Origin of the sequence: Priestia sp. TGN 0903 (assembly GCF_050846855.1) — a bacterium.
GTDB lineage: Bacteria > Bacillota > Bacilli > Bacillales > Bacillaceae_H > Priestia > Priestia zanthoxyli.
The window spans coordinates 316,199-331,432 of the sequence record NZ_JBOZGL010000004.1 but is presented as its reverse complement, the minus strand read 5'-3'; the positions used below and the strand labels follow the sequence as shown (position 1 = coordinate 331,432).

The window sequence follows — 15,234 nt, the reverse complement described above, 5'->3', positions numbered from 1 at the left end:
CAGGAAAGAGGAAATAGAAACATGGCACTTAGTACACAAAATTTAATTGCTCAAAAATTTTTAGAAACAGTAGGAACAGACTCAACTGAAATAGATAAAAAAATAGATCAAGCTGACACATTTATGAACGCGGTGAAAGAACTGATTGATTTATGCGGAGACAATCCGGAAAGAGACGGTCTTGAAGAGACGCCGTACCGCGTGTTAAAGGCATTTTTAGAATACACGGAAGGCTACCGAGAAGATCCGAAAGCTCATTTAGAAAAAACCTTTGACGTGAATCACAATGAATTGGTGCTCATACGAGATATTGAATTTCACTCAATGTGTGAACATCACTTTGCGCCGTTCTTTGGCGTTGCTCACGTGGGGTATATACCGGATAAAAAAATTACAGGTCTATCTAAAATCGCTCGTACGGTAGAAGGATATGCAAAGAGATTTCAAGTTCAAGAGCGTCTAACCAATGAGATTGCAGATGCAATCGAAGAAGTGTTAGAGCCGAAAGGTGTTATGGTGATTATTGAAGCGAAGCATATGTGCATGTGCGGAAGAGGAATTAAAAAATCTTCAGCTTCTACGGCCACTTCATCCGTTCGAGGCACATTTATGGAAAAACCAGAGGTTCGAGGAGAATTTTTATCTCTTTTACAGAGACAAATGTAGTGATAGAAGCTGAGAAGTAGAAGCGAGGTAAGCTTTATGCGACACGTTGATGTACTAATTATTGGTGGAGGACCGGCCGGCATTTCAGCTGCTATATGGTGCAAGAGGCTTGGAATTGACTGTTTGCTTCTTGAAGAACAGTCACAATTAGGAGGTCAGCTGTTTAACATCTTTAATGAAATTATTGACTACCCTGGAATGCGTACAAAGAACGGAATAGAAATGCAGCGTGAAATGGTGAAGCACTTTGTTGAGATGGACTGCCTATATGAAGTAAATACAAAAGTACTTTTCATTGATGAACGTTCCAAAACTGTGAAAGTTAAGAAGCAAGCTAAAGAACAGGAAATCTGCTATACGTATCTCGTTTTAGCTACCGGTTCTAGTCAGCGAAAGCTGGGAGTACCCGGTGAGCAACAGATGATTGACCGAGGAGAAGTATACTCTGCTTCAGCAGACGGCGAACGGTTAAAAGGTAAAACAGTTGCTATTATTGGGGGAGGAGACCGTGCTTTTGAAGGAGCACATCTTTTATCATCACAAGCAAGAGAAGTATATCTTATTCACCGTTCTACGCGTTTTAAAGCAAGAGAGCAGTATGTTGAAAGAGTTGTTTCTAACCCTGGTATCAAAGTCATGACTGATACAGAGGTGACAGCTATCCATGGGGATCGTCATGTTACATCCATCGATTTAGAGAGCAAGAACGAAGAGTATTATAAGAGTAAGAACTTGTTAGTAGATGCGGTCCTAATCAGGCTGGGCGTAGCACCTAACGTTGAGCTCATTAAAGGGAAAGTAGCTACGGCTCAAAATGGGCTTATCGTTACTGACGAGGTGCATCAAAGCAGTAATCCATTTATTTATGCAATCGGAGATGCGTGTACGACTCCTTTGTTTTCAAGTATCAGCTCCTCAGCTGGCCAAGGAACAATCGTAGCCAAGCATATATCAAGTCTATTAACTGAGACTTAACAAATTAAAAAGCATCTATCAGCTTGATAGATGCTTTTTTACGTACAGTAATAATAAAGGCACAAGAGAAGAATATTTATAGGCAGACAAATCGTTTGGAAAAAAGCAATGTAGTTTTTAGGTGCAGCGCTGATTCTTTTTACCAGTATACACTCGGTGATGAAATTAAAAAGAACGATGATGCAAGCCACCATTATATACGCCCAGACGTTCTGCTGAAACAAACGAGTAAAAAGAGGCGAGAAAAGAAGTAGAAAAGTAGCGGTTTGAAAAGAGCCTCTAGAAAATAAATCATGTTTTTTAGCACTGTAAGTCAAATAATCCCTCCTTTACATGTTTTATTTTACCAAACAAAAAAGCCTTAAAAAATACCTTTGGCTATCTTTTCCTTGTATGTTCCTCATTTGGGGAAAATAAAGTAAAACATATCTCAAATATAGCTTATAATGATATAAAAGAAGAAATAGATAAAAGGAGGCAGCATGAGACCTTGCCAGATAAAAACACGGAGAAGGAGCAGTCGATCATGATCATGAAACATCTTGATCGTTTGAATACACAGCTTTTAAAAGAATACAGTGAAGGTATTTTTTTTATCAACTGTGAAGGAGATATCATGTTTAGCAACGAAGCAGCCTTCAAGCTAACAGGAAACGAACACAAACAAAAAAGCCAGGAGCTGACAGCTCTTATACATAAATCGAAACAACAGCAGGCACAAGATCTTTTTCAACGTGCTTTAAAAGGGGAAAAAGTTCAGTTTTCGACGACAATTAATCACAAAATAAAAAAAGAACTTCACTTATATATTACTCTTATCCCTATTGTCGTAAATGATCAAGTAGTGGGTGTCTATGCCGTATGCCGAGATGATTCAAAAGAACAAGAGCGCTCTAATCACATTTCTCAATTAGAGACACATTTGAAAATGGAGCAAAAGCTTGCGAATGTAGGAAGCTGGTATTACGATGTGACGGAAGATAAAAGCTATTGGTCACCTCAGCTGTATAATATTTACGGATTAAACACCAATCAGCTCTTTACTCCTTCTTTTAAAGACGTTCTTCAATTTATTAATGACTGTGATCAAAAAAGGTTAGAAAAAGCCGTTATGGAGGCACTTTCAACCGGGGACAGCTATAAAATTGAATACGTGCTGATGCGGCCGAGCGGTGAAGAACGTACGGTGTTTGAACAAGCGGATGCAGTAGCAGACGAGCAAGGAAACGTTATACAGCTGATTGGCGTTGTTCATGATATTACAGAATCAAAAGTGATTACGAATAAATTAAAGCAAAAAGAACAGCAGTTTCAAACAATTTATAATAATTTGGACGCTGGAATATGGTCCGTTGATGTGCAAAGTAATAAAGCAATTGTATGCTCAAAAGGGGTTAGCAACATTTACGGAGAAGACGCTGCTAGATTTTTTGGGAACAGGGATCTATGGGAAAGCTTTATTCACCCGGAAGATAAACCAGCTGTTGCAAAATCGCAGTATCAATTAGAAAAAGGAAAAACAATTCGCCAGCAGTATCGGATCTACACAAAAGCGGGAGAGATGAAATGGCTAAAAGATCGATGTATTCCGACGCTTGACGAGAACGGTAAGCTAGTGCGCATAGATGGCATTATTGAAGATATCACCGCAGAAAAAAAGTATATGGATCAAATTGAATATCTTGCGACTCATGATTATGTGACGAACTTACCGAATCGAAGAAAGTTTGAAAGAGAATTAAAAACCTTCATTCGACAGATGAAAAAAGATAGAGGTTCATTGGCGGTCTTTCATCTAGGGCTGAATCGTTTTAAACAGATTAACGATACATTAGGCCATGACGTAGGCGATCGCTTGCTGCAGTGTATTGCCAGTCGTTTAAAAAAATTCGTGACGCCCCGTGTGATGCTAGCCAGAGTAGGAGAAGACGAGCTTGCGATTTGTTTTTTATCTCTGGCACATATAAATGAGTGCCAAAAGCTAGCTGCTGCTCTTTTTCAAGAAATCGAAAAAGAAATTACTGTTGACGACTTTTCTCTCTACGTCACAGCCAGTATAGGAATCAGTATTTACCCGCATGACGGTGAAGATGTGAAAACCTTATTGACGAATGCTAACTTTGCTATGCGCCGTGCAAAAGAAATGGGGCGAAGCGACTGGCAGCTCTATTCTCCGTTAATGGACAGCGAGACGTATAAAAGCTATCATCTGGAAAAAGGACTGCGCAATGCACTTCTGCAAGATGAGTTTTTTATTGAATATCAGCCAAAGGTTCATACAAACAGCAGAGAGATTGATAGTATTGAAGCGTTAATTCGCTGGAATCATCCAGAATGGGGGCGCGTATCACCAGGAGACTTTATTCCATTAGCGGAAGAAACTCATTTAATTATTGAACTCGGCGACTGGGTAATCGAGCGTGTCTGCAAGCAGCTGCAGCAGTGGAGGAGTCAAGGGTTACAAACCGTGCCTGTGTCGATTAACGTCTCGTCTAAACATTTGCTGAAACGGGGATTCGTAGAGCACGTTCAACGAACGCTAGCCCGTTACAACATCGATCCTTCATTTATAGAATTTGAAGTAACGGAAAGCTCGATTATTCAGTATGAAGAACACGTGAAAAAAGTCATGGACGAATTAAAAAAATTTGGTGTAACGTTTGCTTTAGATGATTTTGGCACCGGCTTTTCTTCGTTATCACATTTAAAAGACTTTGAATTTAACACGTTAAAAATCGATAAAACGTTTATTCAACACGCGACTGATAAAGGAAAGCAGCAGGATATTACAAAAAGCATTTTGTACTTAGCTCATGCTCTTAATATGAAAGTAATTGCAGAAGGCGTTGAAACAAAAGAGCAGCTCGCCTTTTTACAAAAGCACGAATGTTCCTTTATTCAAGGCTATATCGTCAGTCAGCCGGCTGCTCCTCAAAAAATCGCGGAATATTTAAAGAGGCGATTTCTATAAAAAAAGTGATGTCTCCGTCGAGACATCACTTTTTTACGCTTGAATAGGTTTTCGAAGCGTCCAAATTTGGTAAAACATATAAAGAGACTGATAGATGGTCAAATACGTCAGCAGAATCCAACCGTTCATTAAGTATGGGTAAATAGCTTGCTGTACAGAAGGGCTCGTTAAGTAATCACGGAAATAGATGCACAGCACAACAATCATTCCTGTAAACGCAAAGCCCGTTAAAATCCCTTGCCCTAATTTGCTGCGCGTTTTCCCGTTTTCCGCGTTGTATTGATTCGCCCAGCCGTCTTTTTTATTAGCCGCAAGCCTTTCCATCCATACTTGACCAAACGTAATTAAATTCACCCACAAATAAATTTCCGGACTAATCAAAAGACCGGCCAGTATCACATCAATCGGCCTGTGCATCGGCGTTTTGACAGCGAGCATAATATTTAACACAGAAGCTAAAGCGATTGGAATGATCCAAAGCCACGACCAGTAAAATTGATCGGTCGCAAGCGCAGCCAATAACAATACAATAAACAGCAGGCGAATAAGTAAATCACACAGCGTTTTGATCTGTGAACGCCACAGCTTTCCTTTATGCTTGGTTCTGACGTCCAAGTTTCCGTTTGTCAGTAAATCAACGGTCCCGGACTTCCATTTATTACGCTGTTCACGGTACGTGTGATAGCTTCTCATTGAGTCTACGAAGCATCGAGCACCTGGACTGATTAACGTTTTCCAGTTGGACTTTTGCAGCTGCCACGTCAGCAGCATATCTTCAACATCGCTGTCATTTTGCCAAGGACCGTCAAGTTTATTTTCTTCCACTATATTTTGAAGCGCTTCCGGGCGAAACAGCGTAGCCTGACCGCCAAGTACGTACGTGCTTCCACCGTGGTACTGAAGATCCAAAAGCCAGCTTGCCATATCCTGCTTTTGCTGATGTGTCCACCACCGGGCTATCGGTCCGCCGTACTCGCCGCTTGCCAGCTTTTCCTCATAGTGCACATCATCTTTTGAGAGCGAGCTTTTCTTTTTAGGCATTCTCATCGTATATTTTGCCATCACCCCGCCGATGTTTCGCGACGTCATCAAATCTTCCCATAAATTAATGAGTGCTTTTGGAGCCAAGCGGCTGTCTGCATCCATCCCTAAAATCGCTTTAATCGACTCTTTATACAGCTGCTGATATTTCGTCAGCGTCGTATTATATAAATCCAGTGTATCTCCATATATCTTTTTCCAAGCCGTATTTAACGCGCCGACTTTTCGTTGTTTATTGCCTTCAGTGACCAGTACCTTTACATTTAAATCAAATTCATCTCCGGCCAGCTCCGCTTTTTCTTTTGTGCGGTCCGTACAGTTATCTGCAATCACAAATACATCGAGCTCCACATTATTCGGAAGAAGCTGATCGCCTAAACCTGCCAAGCAGTCGCGAATTGATTTTTCTTCATTGTGTGCCGGAATGAATGCCACAATGCGAGGCCTCATATACGAAGCTCCAATACTTCCAGTAACGACACGCTGATTGTTCATGTTTTCCTTTACCCCCTGATATATCAGGAAACCCAGCTATCCTAGTCCTAAGGACCTTAGACCTGAAGTTTTGCGTCCCAGCCTTTCGACTGGTTTGCCTTTAACTGAACAAGTTAAGTTCACTAATTTTGTTTTTTTTAAAGAACGAAATGTTTGAAATGATACTATATAACGAATATCTTTTTTAGATTTTACCATAAAAATAGGTTGAATTACCCTAAAAAAGATTCGACAAATTTCGATAATATGTTAGAAAAACAATTGTATAAGTAACTTTAATAAAGTCAGGAAGTAGGGATTGATAGTTAAAAGAGGTGGTTTTAGGAACGTGGAGTCTTGTCTATTGTTTTTAACAAAAATATTCCTCATATTATTTTAAACCTGATCCATACTCTAGTAGAAGAAAAACAAGGTTTGCACAATCGTGTCCGCGATATTGACATGCTAATACAGATGTTAGAACCTGATTTAAGCAGCGGGAGGATGGATAAAGACAATTGCCTTTATATCACTGTAACGTATGAATACTAGAAATAATAAATTGAATGATTTATATGATCATGTTCATTCGAAGCTTGATGGCTTGTCAGACAGCGAAAAACAAAGCGAGATGTTTTTCTAGAGGTAGCGCCTTTTTGAACATAATGGGTTGGTTCTTAAATCATAGGTGTTGAGTAAATTATGTCTGTAAAAAACATACTAGTTTTATAGTTAGATAGATTAAAAAGACAGGATAGATGTCTATCCTGTCTTTTTTACTATTTACTTATTTAACGTATGTAAAAATTCACTTAATTCTTTTTCTGTTTGAAACTTAAATGAATAACCAAAAGAAATCGGATGTTTGCCACCATTTAAGCGCTTTGGAAAGTGTTTTAAAGCGGTACTATGAACTTTTCCATCACTTTGACTTAAGTCCACATCAAATGAAAGGGGACTCACTACAAGGTTTATTTCTTTTGTTGGCAATAAATATACAATATCTTCAGTTTCTTGATGTTTGTATTCAAGCCCTTTTGTTGTTTCATTTGTTAGTTCGAAATTATGAGTTTCAAAAATGTGCTGCAAATTGTGCATTAGTAGGACTCCTATCTTTTTATGGATTAAAAATATTATACAAGAATGCAAAGGATTATTGTAAGAAGGTTAACTAATTAAAATCTCGCCCCTGGTAATAGTATCAATAAAATTTTAAAAGAAAATAAACAGAGACTGTAAACAACTTAACCTTAATGTCGATATATAGTATGAACATATTTCTTAAAGGTATATGTTTGATTATTGTCATTCCTCGCTTAATTAATCAGTAAGCGAGAGACTTCTTGAATACAAGGATGTAACTAAGAAGTAAAACAATTATATGGAGGTAAAGGAAAATGAGAATTGGTCACAATATTGCAGCATTAAACACTTATCGTCAGTACAATAATGCAAACAATGCACAAGGTAAATCAATGGAGAAATTGTCTTCAGGTCTTCGTATTAACAGTGCTGCTGACGATGCAGCGGGTCTAGCTATCTCTGAAAAAATGAGAGGACAAGTTCGTGGGTTAGACATCGCTTCACGTAATGCTCAGGACGGCATCTCATTAATTCAAACTGCAGAAGGTGGTTTGAATGAAACTCATGACATACTACAACGTGTGCGTGAATTAGCGGTTCAATCTTCAAATGATACAAATACAGATGCAGACCGAGAAGAGATGCAAAAAGAAGTATCTCAGTTGATTGAAGAAGTAGATCGTATTGGTAAGAACACTCAATTTAATACTAAAGATATCTTAGCAACTGACCAAACATTAGATATTAATATTGGGTCCAATTCTGCTCAAGCATTAACTGTTGAGTGGAAAGCTCAAACCAAAGCAGCTCTAGGAGAAGATGCAGTAGATATTAGCGCAGTATCAATTGCAACTAAAGTTGATGCACAAGCAGCAATTGATACAATGGATGACGCAATCAAATCAGTATCAGCATCACGTGCTCAAATGGGTGCTTACCAAAATCGTTTAGAACATTCTATTAATAACTTAAATACTTCTTCAGAAAATTTAACGGCAGCTGAATCACGTATTAGAGACGTTGATATGGCGAAAGAAATGATGGAACAAACGAAGAATTCAATTCTTTCTCAAGCATCACAAGCAATGTTGGCTCAAGCAAACCAACAACCGCAAGGAGTTCTTCAATTACTTCGTTAATAGAAGAATCTTTAGTTAAAGACTTCACTTTAAATAGTGAGGTCTTTTTTAAGGTAGAAAACAAAAAAATTACAGAGGGAATTATATGAGAAAATTCGCAAAGGTTATTATTGCATTATTACCTTTTCTATTTATTTTAAATATAGGCACTGTGTTTGCTTATTCGGAAATTCAAAAGGTTTCTAATGATTATATTGAGGTAGCAACAAGTGATGATGGTCGTTTTACTATTGGAACTACAGGTGGAAATCCTGAAAATTTGTTAGATGATTATAAAAAGCTTTTATATGGACACCCCTCTCCTCGTACCTCTTATACAACTGTGAGAGTGGACGGAGCAGACTACTATTTTGCCGGTAATGTCCAAAGTCCTGTTTCTAATGATATTTACAAAAATAGTATTACTGAAGGAGTGTTTTCAGATATAAGAGTAAAACAAATACTTTCAATTGTTAAAAATAACACTACTCAGTTAAAAGATACTATTGAAATAAAATATTTAGTTACGAATACAGGGAATGTCCCAAAGAATACAGGTATAAGAGTAATGATGGATACCATGTTAGGGAATAACGATAGTGCTCCCTTCCGAATACCTGGAATCGGTGAAGTTACAACTGAGAGAGAATTCGTAGGAGACAATATCCCTTCCTATTGGCAAGCGTTTGATAATTTAAGTAGCCCTACAGTTATCGCTCATGGTAGTTTATTAAATGTTCCAATAAAACCTGATAAAGTACAGTTTACGAATTGGGGGAGAGCTTCTCAATCACCATGGGATTTTTATACTTTACCAGGTTCTTCTAATGGAGATAGTGCTGTTAATATTTATTGGAATGAAAAAAAATTATTACCTGGAGAGACTAGGGAATATGTAACTTATTATGGATTAAGTAACTTTATTTCAGAAACAAACCCACCGGTGAGTTTAAATATTGCCGGACCTTCTGAAATTAATGTTAATGGGGAATCTTATTCACCTAATCCTTTTACTATTACAAGTTACATACAAAATATCAGTGATGTGCAAGCTGATAACTTACAGATGGAAATAAAACTCCCAGAGGGCGTTTCCATGCTTTCAGGCAATAGGATTCAAGAAGTTGGTAATCTAGCACCAGGAGAAGAAAAAATGACCTCCTGGAATTTTAAAATCGAAGATTTAAAAGAGTTAGAACATTTTAAAATAGAAATAATGCTGAAAGGTACGAATATTGAAGAAAAAAAGATTACTAAGACTATTCATATCAACGATGTTAGTAATCCTGTACTAGAGGACATTCAATTAGCCCCTGATGAAATACGTATGCTAAAGGGTCAAAGCAAAAGTGTCAGCGTATTAGGTTATTACTCAGATCAGAGTTTCAAAGACCTTACATCTGCTGCATCTGGAACAACTTATTCAATAGATAATGAACAAATTGCAACAGTCACAAATGAAGGTGTAATTAAAGTTTTGGATGATTCTCCTGAAGGTTCTGTACAATTAACTGCGTCGAACAGTAATTTTACTACGACTGCTACAGTTGTAGTTGAATCTAATAGTGAAGATATTCCTAGAGAAATTATTGCATGGCCAAGTGAAATAACTCTAGAAAAAGGGCAAAGCTATCAGCTAGAGGCACTTGCCTATTACGAAAATGGAGTGCAACAAAATATTACAGCAGATAAAAATGTTCATTATTCGAGCTTAAATGAAAGTACTGCAAAAGTTAGTAGTTCAGGTTTAGTGACAACTGAAGGATCTACACCGGGTGAAACTAAGCTAAAAATTGAGTACAAGGGTCTTACTAAAGAAATAGTAGTAAAAGTGATTGGAGAGCCTGTGCTTTCAAAAATTGAAGTATCACCTCAAAAAATTGAGTTAGAACGAGGGAAGACACAACAAATAGATGTCAACGCTATAATGTCGAATGGAGAAACAAAAGATGTTACAGCTGAAGAGGAAACAACGTATAAAAGTTATGATCCTAATCGAGCAACGGTGAGTAGTGAGGGATTAATACAAGTATTGCCGAATGCGCCATTAGGGGACGTAGGGGTCCGAGTAACCCATGGAGGGAAATCCGAGACAGTGACGGTAAAAGTATTAAGTGGATCGACATTAGATAGTATAGTGGTAACATCAGAGCAAATGGAATTAGAACGAGGGAAGATGACACAGATAGGTGTGACAGCTGTGATGTCGACCGGAGAAACAAAAGATGTTACAACTGAAGAGGGAACGACATATAAAAGTTATGATCCTAACCGAGTAATGGTGAGCAGTGAGGGATTAATACAAGTATTGCCGAATGCGCCATTAGGAGACGTAGGGGTTCGAGTGACCCATGGAGGAAAATCTCAGACAGTGACGGTAAAAGTAGTAAGTGAGCCCACATTAAATAGTATGACGGTAACACCAGCGCAAATTCAACTAGAGCGAGGGAAGACGACACAGATAGGTGTGACAGCTGTGATGTCGACGGGAGAAACTAAGGACGTTACAAGTGAAGAGGGAACGACGTATAAAAGCTATGATCCTAATCGAGCGACGGTGAGTAATGAGGGATTAATACAAGTATTGCCGAATGCGCCATTAGGGGACGTAGGGATTCGAGTGACTCGTGGGAGGAAGACTCAGACTGTCATGGTAAAAATATTAAGTGGACCGACATTAAATAGTATAGTGGTAACGCCAGCGCAAATGGAACTAGAACGAGGGAAGACGAAACAAATAGCTGTCACCGCTATGATGTCGAATGGAGAAACAAAAGATGTTACAGCTGAAGAGGGACCAACATATAAAAGTTATGATCTTAATCGAGCAACGGTGAGCAGTGAGGGATTAATACAAATTTTGCCGAACGCACCATTAGGAGACGTAGGGATTCGAGTGACTTATGGAGGAAAATCTCAAAATTTATCTATAAAAGTATTAAGTGGATTATAATCATTATGAATTACTGTTAATAAAAACATACAATGCATTATAAGGTTAAGGATTTCTCATTTATTATTGCCATTTCGATAATAACTGCTTCGTTGATGTTAATGAAAAAACACAAAAACCTTAGTTAATGGCTAAGGTTTTTGTGTCTTGAAAATGTCTATTGGCGTAGCATTATCCAGGTAAAAATACTGATTTGAAAGCGTAGGTTGCCCCTTAAAGAAAAAACTTTCATGAATGGTAATACCTCCATTGTACATAGTAAGGCCATTGCTTAAGAGAAACATTACTTGTTTTTTAATCGTATGGTTAATGAGTAGACCCACCCGAAACCACAACATCCTCTTCAACTAAAATCGTCGTCTTCACCACACTCAGCAACCCCTGCACAATCAAATCCAGCGACATACTCGCTTTCCCTGGATGGTTCACAGCTTGTTCAGGAAGATAAGGAATATGCACAAACCCGCCTTTAATACAGCAGTTTTGAATCATGTTCATCAGCCCGTAAAACACGTGGTTACAGACAAAGGTTCCAGCGGTTTGGGAGACGCTGCTTGGAATGCCTGTTTGGCGTAAGTTTTCGACAGCGGCTTTAATTGGCAGTGTCGAAAAGTATGCGGCAGGGCCGTTTTGGATAATAGAGCGGTCAATAGGCTGCTGGCCAATGTTGTCAGGGATTCGTGCGTCGTCTACGTTAATGGCAACGCGTTCGACCGTAATTCCTTCTCGTCCGCCTGCTTGTCCAACGCAAATGACGATAGAGGGGCTAATTTCTTCTATATACGTATGAAGCTTTGCGATTGATTCGCCAAACACAGTAGGGAGGGGTTTGGCAATAATCTTATAATCTTCAACAGCTACGCCGTCTAAAGCTTTTACAGCTTCTAAAGACGGGTTAATACTTTCACCTTCAAACGGTTCAAAGCCAGTTAGTAATACAGTTGTCATTCTACTAGTCTCCTTTAAAAGTGATATACAAGGTAGTACATTAATAATGTGTTAACAACAAAAACGGATAGCGCAATCGGCACTTGAGCTTTAATCACGGCATTTTTGTCTTTTAATTCAAGCAGCATGGCAGGTACGATGTTGAAGTTCGCTGCCATTGGCGTTAACAGCGTGCCGCAGTAGCCAGCAAACATGCCGAGCGCTGCCATAATCGCTGGATTTCCTCCGTGCATGTGTACAATCAGTGGAAGTCCAATACCTCCTGTAATAACGGCAAACGCCGCAAACGCATTTCCCATTACTATTGTAAATAGCAGCATCCCTAAGCAGTAAGCAAGCACAGCCACAAATGCATAGTTCGTTGGCAATATATTACTTACAATATCTGAAACGACTGTTCCAACCCCTGATTTTGAAAAGATGCCGCCAAGAGCTGCGAGCATTTGCGGTAAAATAACCGCCCAGCCCACTGCTTGAAGCAAGCGGCTTCCTTCTTTAACAGGCACGGCCATTTTTGCTTTGGTGACGCCCATTGAAGCAATAAACGCAATGACAGCTGCGATTGCTAGTGAAATTAACGTAACTTTTTCTGGGTCAATTAACGCCCAGTTTCCAAATTTAATTTTTCCAAAAAGAAGGGTACCAATAATCGTAAAAATAGGAATAAATAAAGCCGGTAAAAAGATTTTGTTTTTTAATCGCTGCGCGTGAGCCACTCGTTCTTCCGCAGGCGTTTCTGCTTCATTGGATTTAGTCACCCGGTTAAATGAAGCAAGCAGCACCATAATAATAACCAAACATCCTACATAAAAAGGCGGAATGACGTTGCCAAATAAAAACGTAATGGAAAACAGTGCCCAGAATAGAGATGACCCTAAACGGTTAGGATGGTTGTGATCACGTGCGATTCGAATTGCGATAAAAGCGACAATAATACCGAGTAAATAGTAAATCGTATCAAGCGTTAGGATGCTTTTCATTTAGCTCGCCTCCGTCTTTGAAGATGATGTTGGTTTGTGCTTCGTCATTTTTTTGTGAATTCTTCGGTCTAACTGACGGAAACGAATGGCGCTGATTACGAGCGCTGCGATGGCTGTTGGAATTCCCCAAAGCGCCATATCCCACACGTCAACGTGAATCCCTACAGAGTCAAAAAATCCTTTCATTAAAAGAATTCCACCTGTTGCGATAAAGATATCTTCTCCGAAAAACCACCCTGTATTTTCAGCTGCCGCTGCATGGGCGCGAATATCTTCTTTTACTTTAGGCGGAAGCTCTCCGTATTTGGCACGAGCAGCGCCTTCAGACATAGGTGCTACTAACGGACGCACAGATTGAGCATGTCCGCCAATATTTAAGCCGACTGCGGCTGAGATTTCACGGATAAAAAGATATATAAGTAAAACATTTCCAGAAGAAGCGTTTTTGGCTTTTTTGATTAATACTTCGGCTTGTTCCTTCAATCCGTATTTTTCTAATACGCCAAAGATAGGAAGAGTAAGTAAAATAGCCATAGACATATAGCGGTTATCTACAAAGAACTGACCGAACATTGTAATTACTTCATGCAGTGACAAGCCTGATACAAGGCCCGTCACGATGCCTGCAACAGTTACTACAAGCAGCGTGTTTAAACGAAATAAAAATCCCACTGCCACTAGCAAAACCCCAATTAATTTCAACATAAAAATCCCCCTTGAGTATGTATAGACCGTGCTGCAAATTCACCTCCTTTGTTTTCCTAGAAAAACAAAGATGTTTCGAGTATAAACAATTCTGAAAATTAAAACAAGATGCTTAAGGCATAAAATAGTTTTATTGGTGAAATAAAATTATAGAAGGAAGATTTATATAATGTGCATGGATTCAGAAGTGAAAGAAAGAATTCTGCCAGGGAGTTTGGGTAGTAATTTTTTAAGGTAATCTGTTAAAAACATTTCTCCTAAAATACCAAAAATGGTGTATAATGCTAAAAGGTGTGAATATAGAATTATATAGATTTTAATAAAATGAATCTATATGACTATATGTTAAACAACTTATTGAAGGGGGAAGGAGTATTTGAACTGTTCAAATTGCGGCCATTTTAATGAGGGCGGGAAGTTTTGCGTGAAGTGCGGTCATAAATTACAAGAAGAGGCAGCCGTAAGCCAGGCGGCAGCAGCATCTGAATATCAGCCTCAGCCGCAACCAGCGTATGCGCCTCAACAGCCTAATCAGCGTGTTCGTCAGGCGAAAAAAGTGTCAAAATCCTTTTTTAGTTATTTTGCAGAAGGAATTAAAAATCCAACAGCTACAGCGCAAGCAGCAGGCGAAAGCCAATTCGTTAATGCTCTTATCACAGTCATTCTTTATGCTCTTAGTATACCTATTATGCTATATGTAGGCTGGAAGCTATTGTTGATTCAATTTGTTCGAAGCATGTTCAAGCTTCCTATTATCAGTGAAGAGCTGGCTCCATCGGACATGGAGGATTTTAATACAGGCGCTGATTTGATAAAAGCCACAGATATCAACAGCATCATTCACTTCAATTTTACCGATTTTGTCTTTAAACAAGGTATCTTCATTTTTATTGGACTCGCAATTATTATTGGAGCAACATATGTTGTAGCAAAGTTTGGAAAGGTAGACGTTTCTTTTAAAGAATTTTTCTCACGCTTTGGCACGTTTTTAATTATCCCAACAGCTCTTCTTTTAATTGGGCTTGTGCTTGCATTTCTTCACGTTGAATACTTCTCTTATTTTATGAATTTTGGTTTGCTGAGCATTTTCCTTGTAGTTCCATTTACCATTGCTAGCTTTAAGCAAAGCGGAACAAGTGGGATTGATCGTATCTATAGCACTCTTATTGTGTACGTAGTCATTACGATTGTGCTGACGTTTATTGCGAATGGTTTAGGAGAAGAAGCCAAAACCATTATTACAAGAATGGGAAACAGCAGTGAATTAAATGATCTATTTTAAGTCGGCAGAAAGCATCGTTTACAGCGATGCTTTTTCAT

11 protein-coding genes and 1 riboswitch are annotated in these 15,234 nt (G+C 38.7%); of the genes, 6 read left to right on the top strand and 5 right to left on the bottom strand.

Annotated features, from left to right (window positions below):
- Positions 1-21 precede the first annotated feature (21 nt).
- The 3 genes from folE to ACRPLY_RS16075 all read left to right on the top strand — a co-directional run bounded on the left by folE (position 22) and on the right by ACRPLY_RS16075 (position 4,612).
- Complete coding sequence (gene folE, locus ACRPLY_RS16085) at positions 22-666, top strand: GTP cyclohydrolase I FolE (protein ID WP_014461227.1); 645 nt, start codon at positions 22-24, stop codon at positions 664-666.
- A gap of 36 nt (positions 667-702) precedes the next feature.
- Positions 703-1,641, top strand: coding sequence for an NAD(P)/FAD-dependent oxidoreductase (locus ACRPLY_RS16080; protein WP_432232005.1), 939 nt, complete (start codon positions 703-705; stop codon positions 1,639-1,641).
- A gap of 526 nt (positions 1,642-2,167) precedes the next feature.
- Complete coding sequence (locus ACRPLY_RS16075; protein ID WP_432232004.1) at positions 2,168-4,612, top strand: sensor domain-containing protein; 2,445 nt, start codon at positions 2,168-2,170, stop codon at positions 4,610-4,612.
- A gap of 33 nt (positions 4,613-4,645) precedes the next feature.
- On the opposite strand, the gene ACRPLY_RS16070 is transcribed toward ACRPLY_RS16075, so the two are convergent.
- Together ACRPLY_RS16070 and ACRPLY_RS16065 are read right to left on the bottom strand one after the other, a co-directional pair.
- Complete coding sequence (locus ACRPLY_RS16070) at positions 4,646-6,148, bottom strand: glycosyltransferase family 2 protein (protein ID WP_432232003.1); 1,503 nt, start codon at positions 6,146-6,148, stop codon at positions 4,646-4,648.
- Between the two features lie 23 nt (positions 6,149-6,171).
- Positions 6,172-6,257: riboswitch (cyclic di-GMP riboswitch) on the bottom strand.
- 653 nt (positions 6,258-6,910) lie between these two features.
- Complete coding sequence (locus ACRPLY_RS16065) at positions 6,911-7,225, bottom strand: hypothetical protein (RefSeq protein ID WP_432232002.1); 315 nt, start codon at positions 7,223-7,225, stop codon at positions 6,911-6,913.
- A 299-nt stretch (positions 7,226-7,524) separates the two neighbouring features.
- On the opposite strand from ACRPLY_RS16065, the gene ACRPLY_RS16060 reads away from it, so the two are divergent.
- Positions 7,525-8,349, top strand: a complete 825-nt coding sequence (locus ACRPLY_RS16060) for a flagellin (protein ID WP_430051358.1) — start codon at positions 7,525-7,527, stop codon at positions 8,347-8,349.
- An 85-nt stretch (positions 8,350-8,434) separates the two neighbouring features.
- Positions 8,435-11,281, top strand: coding sequence for an Ig-like domain-containing protein (locus ACRPLY_RS16055; protein ID WP_432232001.1), 2,847 nt, complete (start codon positions 8,435-8,437; stop codon positions 11,279-11,281).
- A 306-nt stretch (positions 11,282-11,587) separates the two neighbouring features.
- On the opposite strand, the gene pcp is transcribed toward ACRPLY_RS16055, so the two are convergent.
- From pcp to ACRPLY_RS16040, 3 genes are read right to left on the bottom strand one after another with little or no spacing between them, the layout of a single operon-like run.
- Positions 11,588-12,229, bottom strand: a complete 642-nt coding sequence (gene pcp / locus ACRPLY_RS16050; protein WP_432232000.1) for a pyroglutamyl-peptidase I — start codon at positions 12,227-12,229, stop codon at positions 11,588-11,590.
- Positions 12,230-12,243: 14 nt separating this feature from the next.
- Positions 12,244-13,209: a DUF979 domain-containing protein gene (locus ACRPLY_RS16045; protein ID WP_432231999.1), complete on the bottom strand. Its 966-nt coding sequence runs from the start codon at positions 13,207-13,209 to the stop codon at positions 12,244-12,246.
- Positions 13,210-13,914, bottom strand: a complete 705-nt coding sequence (locus ACRPLY_RS16040) for a DUF969 domain-containing protein (RefSeq protein WP_205662414.1) — start codon at positions 13,912-13,914, stop codon at positions 13,210-13,212. It lies immediately after the preceding gene.
- Between the two features lie 376 nt (positions 13,915-14,290).
- Here ACRPLY_RS16040 and ACRPLY_RS16035 point away from each other — a divergent pair, with 376 nt between their 5' ends.
- On the top strand, positions 14,291-15,196 hold the full coding sequence (locus tag ACRPLY_RS16035) for a zinc ribbon domain-containing protein (protein WP_432231998.1): 906 nt from the start codon (positions 14,291-14,293) through the stop codon (positions 15,194-15,196).
- The last annotated feature ends 38 nt before the right edge of the window (positions 15,197-15,234 follow it).

Coding starts and splice junctions, on each gene's coding strand:
- folE (WP_014461227.1), top strand. CDS start 22: ATGGCACTTAGTACACAAAATTTAATTGCTCAAAAATTTTTAGAAACA.
- ACRPLY_RS16080 (WP_432232005.1), top strand. CDS start 703: ATGCGACACGTTGATGTACTAATTATTGGTGGAGGACCGGCCGGCATT.
- ACRPLY_RS16075 (WP_432232004.1), top strand. CDS start 2,168: ATGATCATGAAACATCTTGATCGTTTGAATACACAGCTTTTAAAAGAA.
- ACRPLY_RS16070 (WP_432232003.1), bottom strand. CDS start 6,148: ATGAACAATCAGCGTGTCGTTACTGGAAGTATTGGAGCTTCGTATATG.
- ACRPLY_RS16065 (WP_432232002.1), bottom strand. CDS start 7,225: ATGCACAATTTGCAGCACATTTTTGAAACTCATAATTTCGAACTAACA.
- ACRPLY_RS16060 (WP_430051358.1), top strand. CDS start 7,525: ATGAGAATTGGTCACAATATTGCAGCATTAAACACTTATCGTCAGTAC.
- ACRPLY_RS16055 (WP_432232001.1), top strand. CDS start 8,435: ATGAGAAAATTCGCAAAGGTTATTATTGCATTATTACCTTTTCTATTT.
- pcp (WP_432232000.1), bottom strand. CDS start 12,229: ATGACAACTGTATTACTAACTGGCTTTGAACCGTTTGAAGGTGAAAGT.
- ACRPLY_RS16045 (WP_432231999.1), bottom strand. CDS start 13,209: ATGAAAAGCATCCTAACGCTTGATACGATTTACTATTTACTCGGTATT.
- ACRPLY_RS16040 (WP_205662414.1), bottom strand. CDS start 13,914: ATGTTGAAATTAATTGGGGTTTTGCTAGTGGCAGTGGGATTTTTATTT.